The organism is Aquabacterium sp., from assembly GCF_041915145.1.
Lineage (GTDB): Bacteria > Pseudomonadota > Gammaproteobacteria > Burkholderiales > Burkholderiaceae_C > Aquabacterium.
In genome coordinates this window covers 1-20,683 of the sequence record NZ_JAYSBZ010000047.1, presented here as the reverse complement: position 1 = coordinate 20,683, position 20,683 = coordinate 1, and the positions used below count along the sequence as shown (strand labels likewise).

The following is a 20,683-nucleotide window of genomic DNA, read 5'->3' as shown; positions in this document are numbered from 1 at the left end:
CCGCTCAGCGGCAAATCACAACCATGCGAACGGGCGACGCCAGGGCCAAGCTCCCCGGTCATGCGACCCTTTGGTGTGTTTGCGCGCGATGAACATGGTTTCAAGTGTAGCAGCGGCCTCCCCCCTGACCCAAGTCAAGCCGCGCCATCGGCCCGCCACCCAGTTGATGGGGCGGTCAACCCAGGCGGCGGCAGTGAACCTACACTGCGTATCGGAATCAACACGAGACGGCACCCCGCGAGGCCCCCGGCCCCGACGGCGCCCACCACATCGCCCGGAGACAAGCCCACCATGGATCGACGCACGTTCCTCAGTTCGACGCTCACCACCGCCGCCGCCCTGTCCGCCCCGCTGCCCAGCTGGGCGGGCGACACGACCGACGTGGCCGGCGTGAAGTTCGACAACGAAATCGACTTGCAGGGGCACCGTGTCGTGCTCAACGGCGCGGGCGTTCGCTACAAGGTGATCTTCAAGGTGTATGCCATGGGCTTGTATCTGCCCAAGAAGACCACTTCGGCCGACGAGGCCGTCAACATGCCCGGCGCCAAGCGCATCTACCTGCATCTGCTGCGCGACCTGGCCGTGTCCGACTTCGGCCGGCTGGTGACGCACGGCATCCAGCTCAACGCCGCGAAGGAAGACTTCGTCAAGATCGTGCCCGACATCGCCCGCATCGGCCAGCTGTTTGGCGGCTACGACAAGGCTTACGCCGGCGACAAGCTGATCATGGACTGGATCCCCGGCACCGGCATGGTCGCCCGCTTCAAGAACACCGTGCAGGGCGAGCCCTTCACCCAGCCCGAATTCTTCAAGACCATCCTGAAGATCTGGTTGGGCTCGTCGCCCCCCGACGCGCAGCTCAAGGAGCTCCTGCTCGGCCACGCCCCCAAGCAGATGAACAACCCGGCTGACGCGCTCAACTGACCCGCGTGCCTCGCAAAGAAAACGGCCCGGCCCTCGCAAGAGGAGCCGGGCCGTTCGGCTTGTGAGCCGCCTGAATCAGGCCGATTTGCGCCGTGCCACGCAAGCAGCGGCCAGCAGGCCCAGGCCCACCAGCGCGTACGTGCCGGGCTCCGGCACCGGCGGCGGGTTGTAGGCCTTGCCCGACACCGCGCCGCCCGAGCGCAGGGCCGGCTTGATGTCGATGGTGATGCTGCCGTAGTCCAGCATCGTCAACACCGGCTTGAGGAGGGGCGAGATCTTGAGAGCCGAGGCAAACGTGTCGGCGGCGGCCGAAGTGAGCGCCAGGTGATCGATCACCTCGTGCAGGCTCAAGCCACCCGTGGTGCTGAGGGTCAGGCCTTGGGCGATGTTGAACGTGTACACGTTCAGCGACGACTTCACCCCGTTGGCCCAGGCATCGGCCTTGACGACCTTGTTCTTGAAGTCCAGGTTGAAGTTGCCCAGGATCAGACTGTTGGAGCCCGAGGTGAGGCCCAGCGCGGCGCCCATGGACGATCCGGCCACGGAGGTCAGCGACGGGGGCAGCAGGTTCAGCTCCGTCGTGGCGCTCGTGACGGGCATGTTGAACGACACGCCGCCCGTGCCGATGGCCTTGGATGTGCCCAACGCGGTGCGGCTGATGCCCACGCCGTTCATGGCCTCGACGGCGTCCGTCGAGAAGTCCAGGCGCGCATTGGCCTCGAGGGCCGACGTGTTGATGGTGGTGACCAGGCCCGCGGATGCCGGCCAGGCGGCCGCCACCAACAGCGAGGCCACGCCCAGCTTGAAGGTACGAATAACTTGCATGTTTGAAGCTCCTAGGTTGGATCAGGCACCACGCTCGGTGGTGCCCGGCTGTGCACTCTTTGACTATCGCAAGGGCAGTCTATGAACCCGACTTGCAACCTCGTCAGTCGTTTCCCCTAGAAGGCGCCCCCGTCATCAAGGGTCGCGCTGCATGCATTGACGTCCCGGAATCCTTTCAGGCCGCCGTCTTCGACACCTGTCGTACCTTGCTGCCGGCCCGGCACGTCACCCAGTCGTAGTCGCCTTCGTTGACCTTGCGGGTTTCGAGCCAGTACTTCCAGGTCGACTTGGGCCAGATCGCGAAGTTGATGCCGTCGGCGGTCTGGTACCAGCTCTTGCAGCCCGAGCTCCAGACGGTGCCCTTGAGGTGCCTGGTCACGTCGGCCAGGAAGCGCGCCTGGGCCTCGGGCTTCACGTCGATGTAGTCGGCGCCCTTGGCCTGCAGCGTCTTCAGGCAGTTGACGATGTAGTCGGCCTGCGCCTCGATCATGAAGATGATGGAGTTGTGGCCCAGCCCGGTGTGCGGCCCGACCAGTTGGAAGAAGTTGGGGTAGCCCGAGGTGGCGATGCCCAGATAGGACGTCGGGCTCTTGGCCCAGTCGCGCCCGATCTCGTGGCCGTTGCGGCCCTTGAGCTCGAAGTTCTTCATGTAGATGCGCGGGTCCACGATGAAGCCGGTGCCCAAAATGATGCAGTCGAGCGGGCGCTCCTTGCCGTCGGCCGTGACGATGCTGTTGGCCTTGATCTCGCGGATGCCATCGGTCACCAGCTCGACGTTCGGGCGGTTGAAGCTTGGGTACCACTTGTTCGAGATGAGGATGCGCTTGCAGCCCAGGGTGTAGTCGGGCGTGAGCTTCTTGACCAGGGCCGGGTCCTTCACCTGGTAGGCGATGAACTTCTTCAGGAAGAACTCACCGACCTTGGCCAGCTTGGGGTTGAAGATGGGCCAGACGCGCGATTCGTTGGTCCAGTACAGGCGCCAGCGGTGCAGCGTGCGGGTGAAGGGCAGCGCCTTGAACATGGTCTTGCGCAAGCCCGAGTAGCCGCGCTCGTCGCGCGGGATCACCCAGGCCGGCGTGCGCTGGAACACGTGCAACCGGCCCACCTTGGGCGCGATCTCGGGCACGTACTGGATGGCGCTGCCGCCGGTGCCGATGGAGGCGACCTTCTTGCCGCGCAGGTCGTAGCCGTGATCCCAGTCGGCCGAATGCATGACCTTGCCCTCGAAGTCGGCCAGACCCTTGATGTCCGGAATGGCCGGCACGTGCAGCGGACCCGAGGCCAGCACCCAGTGGCGGGCCAGGTAGGTGTCACCGGTGTGGGTGGTGATCGTCCAGCGGCCGGTTTCTTCATTGAATACAGCGCCCACCACCTCTTGATTGAAGCGCACGAAAGGGCGGATGCGGTACTTGGCCGTGGTGTCCAGGATGTATTGCTGGATCTCGTTCCAGGGTGCGTAGCGCTTGGTCCAGTCGGCCTTGGTGGCAAACGAGTACGAATACATGTGCGACTGCACGTCGCAGGCGGCGCCGGGGTAGTGGTTGTCGCGCCAGGTGCCGCCCACCTCGTTGCCCTTTTCGAGCACCACGAAGTTGTCCATGCCCGCCTCGCGCAGCTTGATGGCCATGCACAGCCCGCCAAAGCCCGAGCCGACGATGACGACATCGACCAGACGCGGCGCCGAGCCGCTGGCAGTGTTCGTCGGCGCCGCGCCGGCGGCGGCGGGGTTCTTGTCGATGTACATGGCCGTCTCCTGTTAACGTAGATCAAGAATGAGCAATGGAGCGCACTCTAAGAACCGTCTCCTGGTGCCGGCCATATCCGGATCAGCCAGAAATTGACATTTCCGGCCAGGTGCGGCCGAATCTAGGCTTGATCCACTTCAAATTCGGGTAAATCCCGGCTCGCTGCGCGCATGTCGTCCCGCTCCATCCTCGGCTTGATGAACAACATCCAGGGCCTGCGCGACCTGGGCATCGACCCTGCCCCGCTGCTGCAGCGCCACGGCATCGACCTCGCCCGGCTCGACCCCAGCACCCGCATCGAGCGGCAACGCGAGCTGCACATCTACACCGACCTCGCCGAAGCGCTGCACGACCCGCTGGCCGGCTTGAAGCTCGGCGCCAAGTTCGGCTTCGCCAGCTACGGCCCGCTGGTGATGCTGCTGGTGACCTGCCCCAACGCCTACGAGGCGTTTCAAGTCGGCATCAAGTACCAGCAGCTCACGTTCCTGTTCGGCACGCTGGGCTTCGAGCCCGGCCAGGGCCAGAGCGCCGTGGTGCTGACCCCGCTGGCGCTGCCCGCCCACCCCTACCGGTTGCGGGTCGATGGCGAGATGGCCGGCACCTACAAGCTGATCCGCGACATGCAGAGCACGCTGGGGCTGGACCTGCGCCCCGAACGGGTCGACCTGCCCTACCCCGCGCCGCCGCAGGCCGCGCGGTACGAGGCGCAGTACGAGGCGCACTTCGGCTGCCCGGTGAAGTTCGGCGAGCCCGTGGGCCGCATCTGGATGCGCAACGAGCATCTGCAGCTGCGCTTCCCGACGGCCGACGCCGCCGCGCACACCATGTACCGCGCACTGTGCGACCAGCAGCTCGCCGCGCAACGCGCCACCGCCGACACGCTGGCCGACCGCGTGGCCGCGCACCTCGACATGTTCGTCGACAGCTACCCCGGCGCGGCCGACGTGGCGCGGTCCTTCGACCTGTCGGAGCGCAGCTTCCGCCGCCAGTTGCAGGATGAAGGCACCTCGTTCCGCGCCCTGCTTGGCGCCGCGCGCTATCGCAAGGCGCAGCAGCTGTTGCGGCAGACCGCGCTGTCGGTCGAGGCGGTGGCCGCGCAGCTGGGTTATGCCGAGTCGGCGGCGTTCATCCGCGCGTTCAAGGAGTGGTCGGGTACCACGCCGGCGGCTTATCGGGCCGGCTGATTCGACGCGCCCTGAATGCACGCGCGCAAATCGTCCAGGCGATGCCCCCAGAAAATGGCCATCGGAGTGTCTTGCGCCTCGATCACATAGCGGTCTTTGAATACACCCTGCAGGGCAACCGCCGGAACAACCTGCGAGCCGAATCGACCGAGCCAGGCGCGTGCGTTCTGTGCAGCCTCTTTGTTGAGTCGCTTGCGGCTGTTGATCTCGCTGTTCGAGCCCTTGCACTCGATGGCCAGCAAGCGCCCGTCGTCCAGCCGGATCACCACGTCGGCGTTGTCGGCGCCCAGATTGACTTGCGTGAGAAAGGTCTTCGGCGGCGGCGAATCGTTGAGCAGATTCTGAATACCTCGCGTCGGTCGGTTCTCGGCCACCTGCCAACCCATGCCGATCAGCAAGCCCTTCACGGCACCTTCGACCATCGATTTCTCGTCGCCGCGCCGCAAGGTCTGCACGCGCTGCGACGCGCTCAGCGACGAAGTAGCCAGAACCGCCGCTCTGATTTCTTCCTCCGTTGGCTGGCGTCCTTGCTCAACCCAAGGAAACCGCCGCGGATCGAGCGTCGCACGAATGACGCTCAACAAATTGTTCCACTGCTCGCCCGACGCATCCTTCGCGGCTGCCGGCATGGTGGTCTCGGCCAGCGTCTCGAGATCGTCCTCTGAAATGGGCGGCGCGGCCAGATAACGAAACGCCGTGCGCGACGCCTCGCTGCCAAGCCTCTCGCGCATGGCAAGCCTCATTGTCTCGTCATGCCCGAACAAGGCACTCAGCGCAGCGATCCACTCACCGTGCTCCGGCATCGCGGCGTCAAACGCCTGCAGATAGCGAGCCAAGGGCTCACCCAGTCGTCTCGCGCGAAAGTCGTTCTTTGCCGCCTGCACATCAAGAGCAACCTCCACCTCGCTCCACCGGCGCACCCCATGCGGCCACATCGTCAAGCACCCCCCTCGAACACCCCAGCCGGGATACGCAAGCGAGCAATATCGGAAGGCTCGAACTTGGCCAGGCCGCCACCGTAGATTCGACCGCTGTTGATGCTGGTTGTCTGATTCAAGTGCCGCAAGATGCTGTCAAGCTGGGCCGGAGAGACGGGCTGCCGTGGATACAACCCGTGAGCGATATTCAAGAAACTCACCCCGTGCGGATTGCCTCGAAACACCGGGGGGCGACGCCCCATGTAGCTCACGAAGGCAGCGGGCGGCTCGCGCATGCCCACCGCCCACCATGGCTTGCGATGACGCGCGATGTACGACTGATGCGCGTCCATTTTTCTTGCCAGCTGGACGAACCGCTTGGCCAGCCGAGCTTCTTCGGTGCTCAAGGCGTCCAGGTCAGCCGGCAAGTCAGCAACGACCTTGAGCTGCCTGACCCCGCTTCGAGACAGCACGTCGCCCGCAATGATCTCGGCCGCCCTGGTCACCGCGCGCGTCGTCAGGCTCGCTGGCAATACCTGCTGATCGGGCGGCAAGACCCAAAAATCATTCTGCCCGGTCACCTGTCCGCGAGTCACGCGAAACAGCTCGCCCAACTCGACGCCATCGCCTTGCACATCAAGCTCTCGACGCGCCCAGATTGACCAGCGTGGCGCGGCGCGCAACGAGGCGTGCTCCACATCTCGCAGATGATTGAATTTTTGCCCGGCTATGGAACCCACGCGAATTCGATCCGAGGGCTGCTGGCACGAGAGCTCGAAAACAGCGGCCGAAACCAACGCATCCGGAAAGACCAGCTCGCCCGGCTCGGTGACCCACAAGGACTGCAGCGCCACGCCGTCGCTGAAGCACAGCTCTCGCAAGGCACGGCCATAGCCGTTGTCGAGCCACTCCGCCGATGTGACGAAACACAAGTGATCGCCAGCGCGCATCTGCTCGATCGCGCGCAGCATGAAATGCGCGTGCAAGCCCGCCAGTTGCGACGCGCGCACGCCGCGCGCCGCCATGCCGTGCTCGTACCAAGCCTTCCACTGCGGCGAGATATCGTGGTGACGCACGTAGGGCGGATTGCCGAGGAACAAGGTGCGCCCCTGGCGACGAACGCGCTCGTCACGGAAATCGCCTTCGACCACTTCAACGCGCTGGCTCAGGCCCGTTTCCCAGAGACGCTGCCGCAGCAAGATCGCCATCTCGGGATGCGCCTCCACCGCGACGACACGCGCCCTGGGAAATCGTCTGGCGGCGGCAATCGCGAAACGCCCCGTACCCGCTCCGCAATCCACGACGGTATCGAACGACTGCGAGCCGAGCTGATCGAGCATCCGCTCGACCAGCCACGCCGGAGTCAGCGTGATGCCATGGGCTCGCCTGCTGTGCGGCTCATGTTCGACGCAATAGTTTTCGCCCAGCAGATCGTCCGGCGGCTCGCCGCCACCGAGAACATCAAGCAACAAGGCCTGTTGCACGGATTTCGCCTTGCTCACTCACTCAGCCAGCCGCGCGCGCATCGCGTCGATCACGGCCTTGTAGTCTTTCTGGCCGAAGATCGCGCTGCCGGCAACAAACGTGTCGGCACCCGCGTTAGCCACGCCGCGGATGTTGTCGATCTTGATGCCGCCATCCACCTCCAAGCGGATGTCGCGGCCGGTCTGGTCGATGAGCTTGCGCACCTTCTCGGTCTTGCGCAACGCGCTGTCGATGAAGCTCTGGCCGCCGAAGCCGGGGTTGACGCTCATGATCAGCACGAGGTCGACCTTGTCGATCACCCACTCGAGCACGTCGATCGGCTCGGCCGGGTTGAAGACCAGGCCGGTCTGGCAGCCTTCAGCCTTGATGAGCTGCAGCGTGCGATCGACGTGGGTGGACGCATCGGGGTGGAAGCTGATGAGGTCGGCGCCCGACTTGGCGAAGGCCTGGGCCAGCGCATCGACGGGCTGCACCATCAGGTGCACGTCGATGGGCACGCGGTGGCCTTCGGGCGTGACGGCGTGCGGGCGCAGCGCCTGGCAGACCATCGGCCCGAAGGTGAGGTTGGGCACGTAGTGGTTGTCCATCACGTCGAAGTGGATCCAGTCGGCGCCAGCGGCGATGACGTGGCGCACCTCCTCGCCCAGGCGGGCAAAGTCGGCCGAGAGGATGCTGGGGGCGATGCGGTAGGTGCGGGACATGAGCGACGGGCCTCAAACGAAAAATCGGGTGAGCCGCATTCTAGGCAGCCCACCCGATTCAGGTCTCGCCCATCCGCGTGGCGGGCGTCCGGGGGTCGATCAATACCCGCTGGTGCTCATCGGCAGCAGCCACGGCAGCGACATCGCCTTGCGGTAGCGGGCGATGCAGGTGCGCGTGGCGTTGGCGTCGTTGACGTCCTTGTTCACCGAGTAGGCCACCCACTCGCAGTAGCTGCTCTTGAGCTCCAGCGTCGAGTAGCCGTGGCGGATGCTGTCGAACATCTGGATGTGCGGGTTGTTGAGCTTCACCGTGGCCTCGCTCAGGCCTTGCAGCAGCAGTTGCCGTTGCTCGACGGTGAGCTTGGGGCCGAGCTGGTCGCCGATGTTGGCCGAGGTGATCGACGGGGTCATGAACTCGACGCCGATGTAGTTGCTGGTGTCGAGCGGGTTGAGGTTGCCGTAGTCGGCCTTGGCGTGGCTGGCCATGTAGGTGTGCAGGTCGCCGGTGACGACGACGAAGTTCTTCACCTTGGCTTCGCGCAGCGCTTGCGAGATCAAGGTGCGCTCGGCGGCAAAGCCGTCCCAGGCATCGACGTTGAACGGCACGATCTGGTTGCCCAGGAAGGTCAGCGACAGGCGGCCCATGTAGGTCTGGTTGCCCAGCAGCTTCCAGGTGGCCTTGGAGTTGGTCAGGCCGCTCACCAGCCAGTCGCGCTGGGTCTTGCCCAGCAGGGTGTGGTCGGGGTTGTTGAGGTTGGTGCAGCCCAGCGGCACATAGCGCTGCAGCACGTCGGCCTCGCCGCAGGGGTGGGCCGTGCGGTAGGTGCGGTTCTCGATGAGATAGAGGTCGAGGAAGCTGCCGAACGACTGGTTGCGATAGACGCGCAGGTAATCGTGCGGGTGCGTGGCGCTTTCGTTCACCACCACGCGGGCCGGCACGTATTCGACCCAGGCGCGTTGCGAGTCGAGCTTGAGCTGGCGCAGCAGCGCCGGGCTGTTGCCGTATTGGGCATCCTTGGTGTAGGGGTGGTCGGGCGCGCCCAGCGTGTCGCGGGCGTAGTCCCAGTAGCAGTCGTTGGCCGTCTCGTGGTCGTCGGGCACCATGATCCAGGTGTGGCGCTCCATCGCGGCCTGCAGGTTGGGGTCGCTGCGGTAGGTGCGGTAGATGAAGCGGTAGTCGGCCAGGCCCATCGACACGGTGCCGCCCGAGGGCAGGATCATCGTGCGGTCGGCGAAGGGCAGGCTCTGGAAGCGCGGGTCGCCAGCGGTCTCGTAGATGAAGTCGCCGAGGTGCAGCACGAAGTCGAGGCTCTCGTCGCGCGCCACGTGGGCCAGGGCGCCGTAGTAGCCGTTGGTGTAGTCCTGGCAGGTCAGCAGGCCGAGCTTCAGGCGGCTGAGCGAGGCGCCGGCGGCGGGTGCCGTGCGGCAGCGGCCAGTGCGGCTGACGGTGCTGTCGTAGATGAAGCGGTAGTAGTAGACGCTGCCCGGGGCGAGTTGGCCGTCGAGGTCGATCTTGACGGTGTAGTCGCGCTGCGCGGTGATGTCCTCGGGGCCGACGCGGGCTTCAAGCACCAGGCTGTTGAAGGCCGTGTCGCTGGCCACTTGCACGTAGAGCGCCTCGCCGGCACGCACGGCGGCGTCGGCGATGTGCGTCCACAGCACGACACCGGTGGGCGTGGGATCGGCCGAGGCGATGGACAGGTCGAACACGCGCGCCGAGTCGGTGCGCAGGTTGCCGTTGTTGATGGGCGCACTGCCGGGGCTCAGCCATTGCACCGCCTGAGCGTGGAAGGTCAAGGCGAACGAAGCACCCAGGCCCAGGCCCAGGTTGGAGAGGAAGGAACGGCGATCCATGGTGGGCAACATCCAAGGTCAGTTGAGATGGCGCGCAGCTTCACCAATCGGGGTGACGCCGCCATGAAGCGCCGCGTGGCCGACGCATCCGAATGACCCATGCGGCGCGCAAGGGGGCCGACACGCGCCCGAGATCCCGCTCAAGTGAGCGGGTTGGGGGGGCCGTCCCGCCGGCAACCTACACTCGCCCGGTGACTTCAAACCGCCGTCTCGCCCTTCTTCGCCCCGCCGCCCCCCGTTGGGATCTGCCCGCGCTGCTGCTGGCCGCCAACCCGCAGGCCGAGTTCGCCGAGCAGCATCTGTGGCTGTATCGCGTAATGCAGTGGCTGCGCCAGACGCCCCCCACCGAGCTGGCCGCCGCGCCGTGCGACACGCCGCTGCCGGTGTGGCGGTTGCGCACCCTGCTTGACGCCCTGGATCAGCAACCCGAGCGGCGCGCCGCCGTGCTGGCCCTGCTGCATGGCTGCTGGAACGAATGGGATCTGGTCACCCTGTTCGCCGATTTCGGCTTCGCGCCATCGTCCGACTTTCTGGGCGAGCTCGGCGCCCGCCTGCGTCTGCGCCTGCTGCCCACCTCGCCGGCCACCCGCAACCTCGCCGAGCTGTTCGACGTGCTGTTCGAATCGCCCGACGACCTGGGCTGGCTGCAGGCGCTGGACGGCGCAACGCTCGGCCGGATCGGCGCGCTGTTCGAGCAGGCCACGCGCCCGGGCGCCGCGCCGCAGGCGACACAGCGCCCCAACCCGCTGGGCTGGCGCAGCGCCTTCTACGACTCGATCACCGTGCTGACCAGCCAGATCCGGGCGGCAGGCTTGTCGGGCCTGCTGCGTCCGCGCATGAGCACAGACGCCTTGGCCGATCAGCCCTTCATGCGACTGGCGCGCGTGGCCGAGCAGTTGCAGCAGTCGGCCGAGGCCCTGGCGGTCGGCCCCGATCAGACCGGCCACGCCGGCACCGAGCTGCACCAGCAGGCCGTCTATCTGCGTGCCTTGCTCGACGCGTGCGTGCGGGCCAGCGAGTCGGTCTACCAGCACCTCGAAGAGCACGGCATCTCGGTCGGCATCGTGTTCCAGGTGGACCAGATCCGCGAGCGCGCCCGCCGCATCGACATGCTGCTGAGCTGCGTGCTGTCGCCCACGCCGTCGCGCGACATCGCCGCGGCGCTGACCGAGTTCGTGCGCAACGCCGACGCGCGGCGCGGCATCCGACCCTTGTTCAGCCGCCACTACTCGATGCTGGCGCGCAAGGTGGCCGAGCGCAGCGCCGAGACCGGCGAGCACTACATCACCCGCAACCGCCGCGAATACCTCGGCATGCTGGGCAGCGCCGCCGGCGGGGGCGCGGTGCTGGCCTTCACGACCATCATCAAGTTCGCGGTGCTCGGGCTGGCGTTGTCGCCGTTCTGGGCCGGGCTGGGGGCCGGGCTCAACTACGCGCTGAGCTTCCTGCTGATCTACCTGCTGCACTGGACGGTCGCCACCAAGCAACCAGCCATGACCGCGCCCGCGCTGGCCGCCAAGCTCGGCGATGTGTCGAGCGACACGGCGCTGGACGGTTTCGTCGACGAGGTCGCCCACCTGATCCGCTCGCAGACCGCCGGCATCCTGGGCAACCTGCTGGTGGTGGCCCCGGTGGTGCTGGGGCTGCAATGGCTGGCCTGGTACGCGCTGGGTCGGCCGCTGGTGTCGGTGCACGATGCCGAATACGCGCTGAAGTCGCTGTCGCTCAAGGGCCCGACGCTGTGGTACGCCGTCTTTACCGGCGTGCTGCTGTTCGTGTCGAGCCTGATCGCGGGCTGGACGGAAAACTGGTTCGTGCTCAACAAGATCGACACCGCGATCCGCTGGAACCCGCGCATCGTGGCCCGCCTCGGTGCCGAACGGGCCGCGCGCTGGGCCGCCTGGTGGCGGCATCACATCTCGGGCCTGGCGGCCAACGTGTCGCTGGGCTTGCTGCTGGGGCTGGTGCCGGTGGTGGCGCATTTCTTCGCGCTGCCGCTCGACGTGCGGCACGTCACGCTGTCCACCGGTCAGATCGCCGCGGCGCTGGGTACCTTGCGCGAGCCTGCCTTGCAGCACCCCGAGCTGTGGTGGTGCGTGGCGGCCATCCCGCTGACGGGGCTGCTCAACGTGGGCGTGAGCTTTGTGTGCGCGTTCGCGCTGGCCATGCGCTCGCGCGGCATTCGCCTGACCGAGCGCCGCCGCGTGTTCGGCGCCATCGGGCGGCGACTGCGGCGGCGGCCGCTGAGTTTCGTGCTGCCCCCGCGCAGCGAACCGACGCAGTGAGCGTCCAAGACGAGGCCGGCGGCGCCTCGATGGCGATCCACCACATGACCTGTTCTCCTTCGCCCCGCTGGGGCCGCGGCATTCGAGGCGACGCCTGGGCCATCGCGGCGTGCGCCTTGGCCGTGCTGCTGGCAGGCTGCGCCACCGGGCCGCTGCCGCCCTACCCGACAACGCCCTCGCGCCAACCGGTCACCGACACCAGCGGCCACGCCAAGGCGCGCTGGGTGCGCGCCGACTGGGCCGAGCTGCCGGGCTGGAGTCAAGACCGCCTGCTGCAGGCCTGGCCCGCGTTGCTGCGCAGCTGCGCCCGCGCCAGCCCCGAGTGGGCCCGCGCCTGCGCCAGCGCCTACCTGCTGCGCACCGACGACCCGCAGTTCGAGGCCGCCGCGCGCGAGTGGGCGCAGACCATGCTGCAGCCGTATCGCGTCGAGAGCCTCGACGGCCAGACGAGCGGCCTGCTGACCGGCTACTTCGAGCCGATGCTCGACGCGCGCAAGCAGCCCGATGCCGTCTACAACGTGCCGCTCTACGCGCCGCCGGCCGATCTCGCGACGCGCAAGCCCTACTGGACACGTGCCGAGCTCGACGCCGACCCCACCGCCCGCGCCGCGCTGCAAGGCCGCGAGCTGGCGTTCGTCGCCGACCCGCTCGATGCGTTGTCGCTGCAGATCCAGGGCTCGGGCCGCCTGCGGTTGCTCGACTCGCCCGGCCCCGATGGCGCGCCGCGCGTGGTGCGGCTGGCCTTTGCGGGGCACAATAGCCAGCCCTATCAATCGGTCGGGCGTTGGCTGGTCGATCAGGGTCAGCTGGGGGCCGATCAGGCCTCGTGGCCGGCCATCCGGGCCTGGGCCAAGCTGCACCCCGAGCGCACGGCCGAGATGCTGCGCGCCAACCCGCGCGTGGTGTTCTTCCGCGAAGACCCGCTGCCCTCGCCCGAGCTCGGGCCGCTGGGCGCGCAGGGCGTGCCGCTCACGCCGGGGCGCTCGATCGCGGTCGATAAAGAATCGATCCCCTACGGCGCGCCGGTGTGGCTGGTGAGCACCGAGCCGCAGCCCTGGGCCCCGGCCGATCAGGCGCCACTGCCGCGCGCCCTGCAGCGCCTGGTGCTGGCGCAGGACACCGGCGGCGCGATCACGGGCGCCGTGCGGGCCGATTACTTCTGGGGCTGGGGGGCGGACGCCGAGGCGCAGGCCGGACGCACCCGCCAGCCGCTGCGGCTGTGGGTGCTGTGGCCGAAGAGCTAGATCAAGGCGTCTTCCACTCGTACTCGGCTTGCGTCGAGCACTCGGAGTCGGACGGGTTGATGCTGCAACGCACCTTCTTCATGATGCGCAGGGCGCGCTTGTTGTAGAGGCCTTGCTCGGCGATGTCCACGCGGGCCTGGCGCAGCATCAGGGTGTACTTCACGGCGTTGTCGGCCGGCAGATCGATCCAGAGATGGCGCGGGATGGCGTTCTCGGCGTTGGCGATCAGGGCCAGCGCGCCGTCGAAATGCCGCAGCCAGTAGTCGCGCGAGTAGTCGCCGAACCCGGCCGGGAACCGGGTGCGGTTGAACACCACCTGGTAGGTCAGGATCAGCAGCGGAAAGCGCGTGATGCCGCCGTTCTTGCCGATGCCCTTGTAGAGCTCCAGCGGCTTGTAGGCCATGGCGGGCGCGCCGACCATGTCGGCCATGCCGTTGTTGAACTTGGGCGCGAAGGTGGTGATGTCGGCCGCCACCGGCTGCGCGCCGACGCGCTGGATCATCGCGGCCTGGGCCTTGTCGAAATCGAGCGCGGTGATGCGCTTGCCCGCGAGGGACTCGACGGTGTTGAGGTGGCGGTCGTTCAGAAAGGGGTAGGCCGCGCCCAGCGGCAGGATGCCGCCGATCTCGTAGATGTCGTTGACCATCAGCGGCTGCGCCTTGGGCGAGGCGTAGGTCTGGATCAGGCGGCGCACGACCTCGTAGCTGGCCGGCACGTCGATCTTGCCGTCGCGCACGATGGTGGTGGCGCCCAGCGAGTCGATGGTGCCGGTGATGGGGTTGAACTGGCGCACGCGCAGGCCGGTGGCGATGAGGCCGTCGCACTGGCCGGTGCGGAAGTCCTCGGTGGCCACGCGCTCGTCGGTGTAGCCCTTGAGCTCGATGTTGGCGCCGACCTTCTGCATCGAGATGGCGTAGTCGCGCGAGACGCTGTAGAGGTCGCCTCCGGTGCCGAGCATGTCGTAGACGCACACGCGTTGCGCCGCCGCCTCGGCATGACCCGCCCACAACGCGGCGGCACACCATGCCGCCCGCCACATCCACGTCTTGCAACCCCGCATCACTCGATACCTCGATCTCTCGCCTCGCGCTGCTGGCGCCCGCGGCCGCCCCGCTCAAGTCACAAATCGTGACAAACCGCGCCGGACGCGGCAACTAGCGCAATTCCCACCGCTTGATGCGGGGGGCGCCTGGTGCACCAGACCCGGCCGCTCAGGCAAAGGCCCGATGCAGGGCCTGCGCCGCGGCGGCGTGCGCCTCGGTGGCCTGCGGCACGAAGCGGCTCATGTTGATGAAGTCGTGGATCACGCCGGGCCATTCGCGCAGCTCGACCGGCACGCCGGCCTCGCGCAGCTTGCCGGCATACAGATGCCCGTCGTCAACCAGCGCGTCGCACTGCGCCAGGCCGATCCAGGCCGGGGCGACGCCGGCGTGGCTGGTCGCCTTGAGCGGCTCGCGGCGCCAGTCGAGCTGCTCGCCCTTGATGTGCGCGTTGTGATTGAACCAGCGCATCAGCTCGGTGCTGAGCGGCAGGTCTTGCGCATAGCGCGCGAGGCTGGGCGTGCCGATCGACGTTTGCACCGAGGGGTAGAACAGCAGTTGCAGCGCGAGCCGGATGCCGGCGTCGCGCGCCATCAGGGCGGTGCTGGCGGCCAGCGTGCCGCCGCCGCTGTCGCCGCCCACGGCCACGCGCTTGGTGTCGAGCCCCATCGTGGCGCCGTCGCGCACCAGCCATTGCAGCGCCGCAAAGCAGTCGTCGAGCCCGGCCGGGAACTTGTGCTCCGGCGCCAGCCGGTAGTCGATGGCCACCACCGCCGCGCCGCTTTGCAGCGCGATCTGCCGGCACAGGCCTTCGCAGGTGTCGATGCCGCCCACCACGAAGCCGCCGCCGTGCAAATACAGCAGCACCGGCAGACCGGGGTGGTGCGAGGGCGCCCACAGCCGGGCGCGGATCGGCCCCGCCGGGCCGGGAATGCCGAAGTCGTCCACCCGCTCGACCGCCCCATGCGGCAGCTCCATGGCCCCGACGCCGGCGCGGTAGGCCGCGCGCGCCTGCTCGACCGGCATGGCATGCAAGGGTGGCAGGGCGGTCCGGCGGAGGTTGTCGAGCAGCGCGCGCATCTGCGGCGTGAGCGGGGCGGTGAACATCGGGGCGGCAGCTTTCAGGTCGTTCAGGTCAAGGAGGACGCGGTCGGTGTCCGGTGTCAAGAGCGAGGAGCGGGGCCGGGCGATCACTGCGGCGTGACGCGCATCTGCACCACGATCTGCCGGCTGCGCGAGACGTCGCGGGTGGACAGCACGCCGCGTTCGCTGCCGCCGTTGTTCTGCCCGCTACTGGCCACGGTGACCCATTCGCCGAGCGGAAAGCGCAGCGTCGTCAGCGTGGTGAACTGCTCGCTGGCCGCGCCGTTGTCGGCCTCGCCGCCGAGGGTGAGGTTGGGGTCGCGCACGCGGCCCAGCTCGGTCTGCACCTCCACCGTCACCGGCGCGTCGCCGCCCGGCCAGCTCGGCCGCACCGTGAAGCCCTGGCCCGCCTCGGTCATCACCGTGGTCGGCACGGCCTGCACGCCCTGCGGGGTGACGATGGCCTGCCACCATTGCAGCGGCACGCTCTGCCCCAGCCGGATGCTGGCGCGTCCGCCGTTGAGCACGCGGATCTGCTGGGCGATCGAGCCGCTGCGCTGGCGCGTGGAGGCCTGCCAGCCCACGTCGGCGCCACCCGACACGCGCCCGTCGCTGCTCACGATCACGGCGGCGCGGTCCACGCCGCCGCCTTGCACGCTGGCGCTGCCCTCGTCCACCTGCCGCACCTCGACGAGCAGGTTGCGCGCCGGCAGGCGGCTCGCGGGCTGCGCGAGCGCGGGGACGAGGGCGGCGAGCCCGAGCAGCGCGCCGCCCAGCCACCGGCTGCCCGCCGAGATCGCCCGATTCGTGATGCTGTGCATGGTTGTCCTTCGTCTGCTCATGGTGAACCCCGAACCGCGCCCAAACCGCGCCCGCCAAACTCAAGTCTGCCCGAGCGCGCTCCGATAACCCACGCAACCGCTGTGATCCGAGACTCACGGCGCGCCGATTTGCACACACTTTAGTTCGTAGCGCGACTCACCCCAGAAGGAGGCTGCCATGCGTCTTGACGCCCTGTTCAAACAACCCCAGGCCCTGCCCACCGTGCCCAAGATCGTGCACGAGCTGATCGAGAGCTTCAACCAGGAAGACATCTCGATCGAGCAGATCGCCCGCAAGCTGGCCGCCGACCCGGTGCTGTCGGCCCGCATGCTGCGCCTGGCGAACTCGGCCTACTACCACGTGTCGCGCAGCATCGGCACGGTGGACGACGCCATGGCCATGCTCGGCTTCGTCACGGTACGCACGCTGGTCATCAGCTCGGGTCTGACGAGCGGCTTCAAGAGCATGCCGGGGCTCGACCTGGCCCGCTTCTGGAAGTACAGCCTCAACACCGCCGCCGTGGCGCGCTGGCTGGCCAAGCACGTGCACGCCAATGGCGACCTGGCCTTCACCGTGGGGCTGATGCACGGCATCGGCGAGCTGGTGATGCACGCCGGCATGCCCGAGTCGATGCTACAGATCGACAAGATCGCCGCGCCCACCGACCCGCGCCGCCCCGACATCGAGCACGCCTCGTTCGGCTACGACTTCTCGACCGTGGGCGCCGAGCTGGCGCGGCAATGGAAGTTCCCGCCGGCGTTCTCCGAAGCCATCGCCGGCTTCGTGCACCCGCTCGACCGCACGCCGTTCGACCCGATGGCCGGCATCGTGCACCTCGCCGCCTGGCGGGCCCGCTCCGAAGACCACAAGCTCGATCACAACGAGCTGGCCGCCACCGTGCCCGAAGCCGTCTGCGCCAAGCTCGGCATCTCGGCCGACGTGTTGCTGAACGACATGCCCCCGCTGGCCGAACTCAGCGCCGGCCTCGAAGAAATGATCGCCTGATCGAACCGTTCTCTCTCGTGGAAGCGACTTGGCGCGGTGCCGCAAGGCCCGCGCCTTTTTCATGCCCGGGCTGCTTGGGTCGGCGGGATGGTCGGCGGGATACTCCCACCCCATGCTCCCTGCCCTGGCTTCTTTGAATTTCGTGCAGCTCTGGCCCACGGTCACCTCGATTGCCACCGCGACCACGCCGTTCTTCGGCCTCGTGCTGTGCGGCTGGCTGGCCGCGCGGGCCCGGGTGCTGCCACTGAGCGCCATCCCCGGCCTGAACGTCTTCACGCTGTTCTTCGCGCTGCCGGCGCTGCTGTTCCGCCTTGGCGCGGGCGGCACGCTGGCCCGCGGGCTGAGCGGCGTCGCGGTAGGGGTCTACGGCGCGGCCGCGCTGCTGCTGGTGGCCGGCGTGTGGTGGCTGGAACGCTCGCGGCCTGGCGCCGCCACCGACCCGCTCAACGCCGCGTTCGCCGCGCTCACCACCGCCTTCCCGAACTCGGGCTTTCTCGGCCTGCCGCTGCTGATGAGCCTGCTCGGCGCCAGCGCGGCCGGGCCCATTGCCTGCACGCTGCTGGTCGATGTGTTCATCACCAGCTCGCTGTGCCTGGCGCTGGCCCACGCCGCCGAGCACACCGGCCACCCGCTGCAAGCCGCGCGCGACGCCCTGCGCCCGGTTCTCGGCAACCCGCTGCCCTGGTCGATCGCCGGCGGAGCCCTGGCCGGCTGGCTCGGTGTGGCCCCCAGCGGCGCACTCGACCATGGCTTGAAGATGCTGGCCGACGCCGCCTCGCCGGTGGCCTTGTTCACGCTCGGCGCCATGCTCGAACGGGCCCGCCAGCAACCCGCCGCCCCGGCCTCCTCGGCAGCCGTGCGCCCCATCGGCGGGCTGAGCCTGCTCAAGCTGGTCGCCCACCCGGCTCTCGTCGCCGCGCTCGGCCTGCTGGCCGACTCGCTCGGCGCGGGGCTGCCCCGCCCCGCGTGGCTGGCGCTGGTGCTCACCGCCGCGCTGCCGTCGGCCAGCAACGTCTCGCTGCTGGCCGAGCGCCACGGCGCCGACACCGGTCGCCTGGCGCGGCTCATCGTCGTCACCACGGCGGCGTCGTTCGTCAGCTTCATCGTCATCGCCACGCTGCTGCACGTCGGCCCGCCCGGGGGTACACCCTGAGGCGCGCCGCGCGCGGGCGTCGTCGCCCTTGGCCTAACATGCGGCGCCACCTTTGACACCCGCCCATGTCCGCCCCGCCCTCACCCTCGGCCGATCGCGCGCCGCCCCCCGCCGCACGCGGCGTCAGCTGGCTCGGCCTGCTGCTGTCGGCCCTGCTGCTGCTGACCGTGCTGAGCGCCGCCACCGCCGCCGCCGGCTGCTGGGCCTGGCGCCATCTGCACGCCCGCATCCCGCTCGGCGGCCAGCGGGCCGACATCGAGCTGCCCCCGTCCATCCGGGTGGACGCCGACGTCACCAACACCGTGCGCGTCAAGCTCGACCACCAGCTCGCGGTGCGCGTGCCGATCTCGCAAGACCTGACCATCCCGATCACCGACCCGCTGGCGCTGAAGGTCCACCTCGACACCGAGGTGCCCATCCACCTCGACGTGCCCGTCAACCAGATGCTGCACGTCGATCAGGCCTTCGACCTCGACACCACCGTCCACGCCAAGGTCTGGGGCATGACCTTCGACGTGCCGGTGCAGGCCAAGGTGCCGCTCAAGGCGGACATCCCCGTCAGCGTGGTGATCCCGGTGCGCAAGCAACTGCCGCTGTCGCTCACGCTGCCGGCCACGGTGCAGGTGCTCGACCCCATTCGCACCCACATCGACACCGTGTTCGACGCCAAGGTGCCGGTGCGCGCCCAGCTGGCGCTGCCGGTCACCGCGCCGGTGTCGGCGCAGTTGAGCTTCCCGCAACGCGTGGTGCCCGTCGGCATCAGCAAACTCGACGCCGAGCTGCCGCTGCGCGGCGTGCAACTGCTGCGCACGCCGTCGGCCGCGTCCACCCCGCCCAGCGGAGCGCGGCCGTGAGCTGGCTGCGCCGGCCGGTGCGGCTGCGCCACGTGCTGCTGGTTTATGGCTTGACGCTGCTGGCCTGGGCGGGCGCCCTGGCCGCCGGCGCCCGCTACGTGCTCGCCCACCAGACCGCGCTGCTGAGCCTGCGCGACGTGCCCGCCGTGCTCTCGCTGCCCCGCGACCTGCATGCCCGCGCCCAGGCCCTCGTGCCCCTGCAGACCCGCATCGACTGGGCGCCCACCGTCGCCGTGCCCGTCCACCAGACCGTGCGCGTGCAACTGCCCACGGCGCTGCACGCGCAAGCCCGCATCGAGTCGAGCGTGCCCATCGACACTTTCATCGACTTCGCCGGCGACATCCCCGTCTCGCTCGACCTCGAAATCGACGTGCCCGTGCGCCGCTGGCTGCCCACCGCCCGCGTCAAGCTGCCCGTGTCGCTGCGCGTGCCGGTGAAGCTGCGCGTGCCGCTGCAAACCGACGTGCCGCTCGCCCTCGACTCCCGCGTCACCGCCGCCCTCGACGCCCCGCTCGACGTGCCCGTGCACACCACGCTGCAAGCCCGCGTGCCCATCCACGCCGACGTGCAAGGCTGGGCCGTCAACCAGACCGACTTCACGCTGCACACGCCGATCGACGCGCTCGCGCTCGGTGTGGCACGGGCCGACTTGCGGGTGCCGCTCAACGCACTGGCCGTGAGCGCCACGCGTCGCTAGATCTCCAGCGGATCCACATCCACCGCCCAGCGCACGATGGGCGGGCGGCCGGATTGCTTGTCGCGCGCCAGGGCGTGCAGCTGGGGCGTCCAACTTTGCAAGAAGCGCAGCAGCAGCAGACGCTGCGGGGCTTCGACCAGCATTTGGGCGCGCTCCACGTCGGCCACCTTGGCGACCGTGGTGGGCACCGGCGGGTAGAGCGTGACCCCAGCCGACTCGGGCAGCTCGCGCGCCAGCTGGGCGGCCGCCGCGAGGTAGGCCTGCGCCGCCTCTTGCGTGCGGCCTTCGGCACGCAGCAGGGCCAGGTGCGCAAAGGGCGGCAAGCCGGCGGCCTGGCGGTCTGCCAGCTGGCTGGCGGCGAAGGCTTCGTAGTCGTAGCGCTTGAGCGCGGCGTAGAGCGGGTGCTGCGGGTTCCAGGTCTGGATCCACATTTCGCTGCGCGCGGCGGCCTCGGCATCGCGCCCCGCGCGTCCGGCTGCCTGCATCAGCAGCGCAAAGAGCCGCTCGCCCGCGCGAAAGTCGGCGCTGAACAAGGCCGAGTCGGGGTTGACCGCCGCCACCAGCGTGATGCGCCGGAAGTCGTGCCCCTTGGCCACCATCTGCGTGCCGACCAGCACGTCCACCTCGCCGGCATGCACGCTGGCCAGCTGCGCTTCGAGCGCGCCCTTGAGCCGGGTCACGTCGGCGTCGATGCGGCCCACGCGGGCGCCGGGCAAGGCCTCGGCCAGTTGCTCTTCGAGCTTTTCGGTGCCGCGGCCCATGGGGCGGATGTCCTGGTTGCCGCAGTCGGGGCAGGCACGCGGCACGCGTTCGGTGAGGCCGCAGTGGTGGCAGCGCAGGGTGCGGTCCACCTTGTGAAAGACA

At 68.7% G+C, this 20,683-nt stretch carries 18 protein-coding genes; 8 read left to right on the top strand and 10 right to left on the bottom strand.

Features of this window, described 5'->3' with window-relative positions; genetic code table 11:
• Positions 1-291 precede the first annotated feature (291 nt).
• Positions 292-924 carry a chalcone isomerase family protein gene (locus tag ACE3SS_RS10015; RefSeq protein ID WP_374593468.1) on the top strand — a complete coding sequence of 211 codons (633 nt, stop codon included), beginning with the start codon at positions 292-294 and terminating at the stop codon, positions 922-924.
• A 75-nt stretch (positions 925-999) separates the two neighbouring features.
• Here the strand turns inward: ACE3SS_RS10015 and ACE3SS_RS10010 are convergent, their stop codons facing one another.
• The gene (locus ACE3SS_RS10010; RefSeq protein ID WP_374593466.1) at positions 1,000-1,749 is read right to left on the bottom strand and encodes a PEP-CTERM sorting domain-containing protein; all 750 of its coding nucleotides are present in this window, start codon (positions 1,747-1,749) and stop codon (positions 1,000-1,002) included.
• Positions 1,750-1,924: 175 nt separating this feature from the next.
• Positions 1,925-3,493, bottom strand: coding sequence for a flavin-containing monooxygenase (locus ACE3SS_RS10005; RefSeq protein WP_374593464.1), 1,569 nt, complete (start codon positions 3,491-3,493; stop codon positions 1,925-1,927).
• Positions 3,494-3,664: 171 nt separating this feature from the next.
• Here ACE3SS_RS10005 and ACE3SS_RS10000 point away from each other — a divergent pair, with 171 nt between their 5' ends.
• A complete protein-coding gene (locus ACE3SS_RS10000; protein ID WP_374593462.1) occupies positions 3,665-4,678 on the top strand; it encodes an AraC family transcriptional regulator in 1,014 nt (337 codons plus the stop codon).
• On the opposite strand, the gene ACE3SS_RS09995 is transcribed toward ACE3SS_RS10000, so the two are convergent.
• From ACE3SS_RS09995 to ACE3SS_RS09980, 4 genes are all read right to left on the bottom strand, one after another.
• Positions 4,663-5,613: a XamI family restriction endonuclease gene (locus ACE3SS_RS09995; RefSeq protein WP_374593482.1), complete on the bottom strand. Its 951-nt coding sequence runs from the start codon at positions 5,611-5,613 to the stop codon at positions 4,663-4,665. The two genes, ACE3SS_RS10000 and ACE3SS_RS09995, sit on opposite strands and share 16 nt — an antisense overlap.
• 2 nt (positions 5,614-5,615) lie before the next feature.
• Entirely contained in the window at positions 5,616-7,079 is a 1,464-nt protein-coding gene (locus tag ACE3SS_RS09990; RefSeq protein ID WP_374593460.1) for a methyltransferase domain-containing protein, read from the bottom strand.
• Between the two features lie 18 nt (positions 7,080-7,097).
• Positions 7,098-7,781 (bottom strand): ribulose-phosphate 3-epimerase, encoded by a 684-nt coding sequence (gene rpe, locus ACE3SS_RS09985; RefSeq protein WP_374593458.1) that lies wholly within the window; start codon positions 7,779-7,781, stop codon positions 7,098-7,100.
• Positions 7,782-7,880: 99 nt separating this feature from the next.
• On the bottom strand, positions 7,881-9,635 hold the full coding sequence (locus tag ACE3SS_RS09980) for an alkaline phosphatase (protein ID WP_374593456.1): 1,755 nt from the start codon (positions 9,633-9,635) through the stop codon (positions 7,881-7,883).
• Between the two features lie 191 nt (positions 9,636-9,826).
• Here ACE3SS_RS09980 and ACE3SS_RS09975 point away from each other — a divergent pair, with 191 nt between their 5' ends.
• Positions 9,827-11,920 carry a site-specific recombinase gene (locus tag ACE3SS_RS09975; RefSeq protein WP_374593454.1) on the top strand — a complete coding sequence of 698 codons (2,094 nt, stop codon included), beginning with the start codon at positions 9,827-9,829 and terminating at the stop codon, positions 11,918-11,920.
• Positions 11,921-11,964: 44 nt separating this feature from the next.
• Positions 11,965-13,164 (top strand): murein transglycosylase A, encoded by a 1,200-nt coding sequence (locus tag ACE3SS_RS09970; protein WP_374593452.1) that lies wholly within the window; start codon positions 11,965-11,967, stop codon positions 13,162-13,164.
• A 1-nt stretch (position 13,165) separates the two neighbouring features.
• Here the strand turns inward: ACE3SS_RS09970 and ACE3SS_RS09965 are convergent, their stop codons facing one another.
• From ACE3SS_RS09965 to ACE3SS_RS09955, 3 genes are all read right to left on the bottom strand, one after another.
• Positions 13,166-14,224 carry a putative solute-binding protein gene (locus tag ACE3SS_RS09965; protein ID WP_374593450.1) on the bottom strand — a complete coding sequence of 353 codons (1,059 nt, stop codon included), beginning with the start codon at positions 14,222-14,224 and terminating at the stop codon, positions 13,166-13,168.
• A 151-nt stretch (positions 14,225-14,375) separates the two neighbouring features.
• The gene (locus ACE3SS_RS09960; protein ID WP_374593448.1) at positions 14,376-15,371 is read right to left on the bottom strand and encodes an alpha/beta hydrolase; all 996 of its coding nucleotides are present in this window, start codon (positions 15,369-15,371) and stop codon (positions 14,376-14,378) included.
• A gap of 23 nt (positions 15,372-15,394) precedes the next feature.
• Positions 15,395-16,108, bottom strand: coding sequence for a hypothetical protein (locus ACE3SS_RS09955; protein WP_374593446.1), 714 nt, complete (start codon positions 16,106-16,108; stop codon positions 15,395-15,397).
• Between the two features lie 178 nt (positions 16,109-16,286).
• On the opposite strand from ACE3SS_RS09955, the gene ACE3SS_RS09950 reads away from it, so the two are divergent.
• The 4 genes from ACE3SS_RS09950 (at position 16,287) to ACE3SS_RS09935 (ending at position 19,819) form a co-directional block, all read left to right on the top strand.
• Positions 16,287-17,114: an HDOD domain-containing protein gene (locus ACE3SS_RS09950; protein WP_374593444.1), complete on the top strand. Its 828-nt coding sequence runs from the start codon at positions 16,287-16,289 to the stop codon at positions 17,112-17,114.
• A gap of 112 nt (positions 17,115-17,226) precedes the next feature.
• On the top strand, positions 17,227-18,267 hold the full coding sequence (locus ACE3SS_RS09945; RefSeq protein WP_374593442.1) for an AEC family transporter: 1,041 nt from the start codon (positions 17,227-17,229) through the stop codon (positions 18,265-18,267).
• A 65-nt stretch (positions 18,268-18,332) separates the two neighbouring features.
• Positions 18,333-19,121: a hypothetical protein gene (locus ACE3SS_RS09940; protein ID WP_374593440.1), complete on the top strand. Its 789-nt coding sequence runs from the start codon at positions 18,333-18,335 to the stop codon at positions 19,119-19,121.
• Positions 19,118-19,819 (top strand): hypothetical protein, encoded by a 702-nt coding sequence (locus ACE3SS_RS09935; RefSeq protein ID WP_374593438.1) that lies wholly within the window; start codon positions 19,118-19,120, stop codon positions 19,817-19,819. Before ACE3SS_RS09940 ends, ACE3SS_RS09935 begins: the two co-directional genes overlap by 4 nt.
• On the opposite strand, the gene priA is transcribed toward ACE3SS_RS09935, so the two are convergent.
• Positions 19,816-20,683 (bottom strand): primosomal protein N' (priA, locus tag ACE3SS_RS09930; RefSeq protein ID WP_374593436.1); only part of this gene is annotated, 868 nt, incomplete at its 5' end. The two genes, ACE3SS_RS09935 and priA, sit on opposite strands and share 4 nt — an antisense overlap.

Excerpts from the sequence above, each read along its gene's own strand:
- ACE3SS_RS09950 (WP_374593444.1), top strand. The coding sequence starts at position 16,287 with ATGCGTCTTGACGCCCTGTTCAAACAACCCCAGGCCCTGCCCACCGTG.
- ACE3SS_RS09970 (WP_374593452.1), top strand. The coding sequence starts at position 11,965 with ATGACCTGTTCTCCTTCGCCCCGCTGGGGCCGCGGCATTCGAGGCGAC.
- ACE3SS_RS09940 (WP_374593440.1), top strand. The coding sequence starts at position 18,333 with ATGTCCGCCCCGCCCTCACCCTCGGCCGATCGCGCGCCGCCCCCCGCC.
- ACE3SS_RS10015 (WP_374593468.1), top strand. The coding sequence starts at position 292 with ATGGATCGACGCACGTTCCTCAGTTCGACGCTCACCACCGCCGCCGCC.
- ACE3SS_RS10010 (WP_374593466.1), bottom strand. The coding sequence starts at position 1,749 with ATGCAAGTTATTCGTACCTTCAAGCTGGGCGTGGCCTCGCTGTTGGTG.
- ACE3SS_RS10005 (WP_374593464.1), bottom strand. The coding sequence starts at position 3,493 with ATGTACATCGACAAGAACCCCGCCGCCGCCGGCGCGGCGCCGACGAAC.
- ACE3SS_RS09965 (WP_374593450.1), bottom strand. The coding sequence starts at position 14,224 with ATGCGGGGTTGCAAGACGTGGATGTGGCGGGCGGCATGGTGTGCCGCC.
- ACE3SS_RS09945 (WP_374593442.1), top strand. The coding sequence starts at position 17,227 with ATGCTCCCTGCCCTGGCTTCTTTGAATTTCGTGCAGCTCTGGCCCACG.
- ACE3SS_RS09980 (WP_374593456.1), bottom strand. The coding sequence starts at position 9,635 with ATGGATCGCCGTTCCTTCCTCTCCAACCTGGGCCTGGGCCTGGGTGCT.
- ACE3SS_RS10000 (WP_374593462.1), top strand. The coding sequence starts at position 3,665 with ATGTCGTCCCGCTCCATCCTCGGCTTGATGAACAACATCCAGGGCCTG.
- ACE3SS_RS09955 (WP_374593446.1), bottom strand. The coding sequence starts at position 16,108 with ATGCACAGCATCACGAATCGGGCGATCTCGGCGGGCAGCCGGTGGCTG.
- ACE3SS_RS09995 (WP_374593482.1), bottom strand. The coding sequence starts at position 5,613 with ATGTGGCCGCATGGGGTGCGCCGGTGGAGCGAGGTGGAGGTTGCTCTT.
- rpe (WP_374593458.1), bottom strand. The coding sequence starts at position 7,781 with ATGTCCCGCACCTACCGCATCGCCCCCAGCATCCTCTCGGCCGACTTT.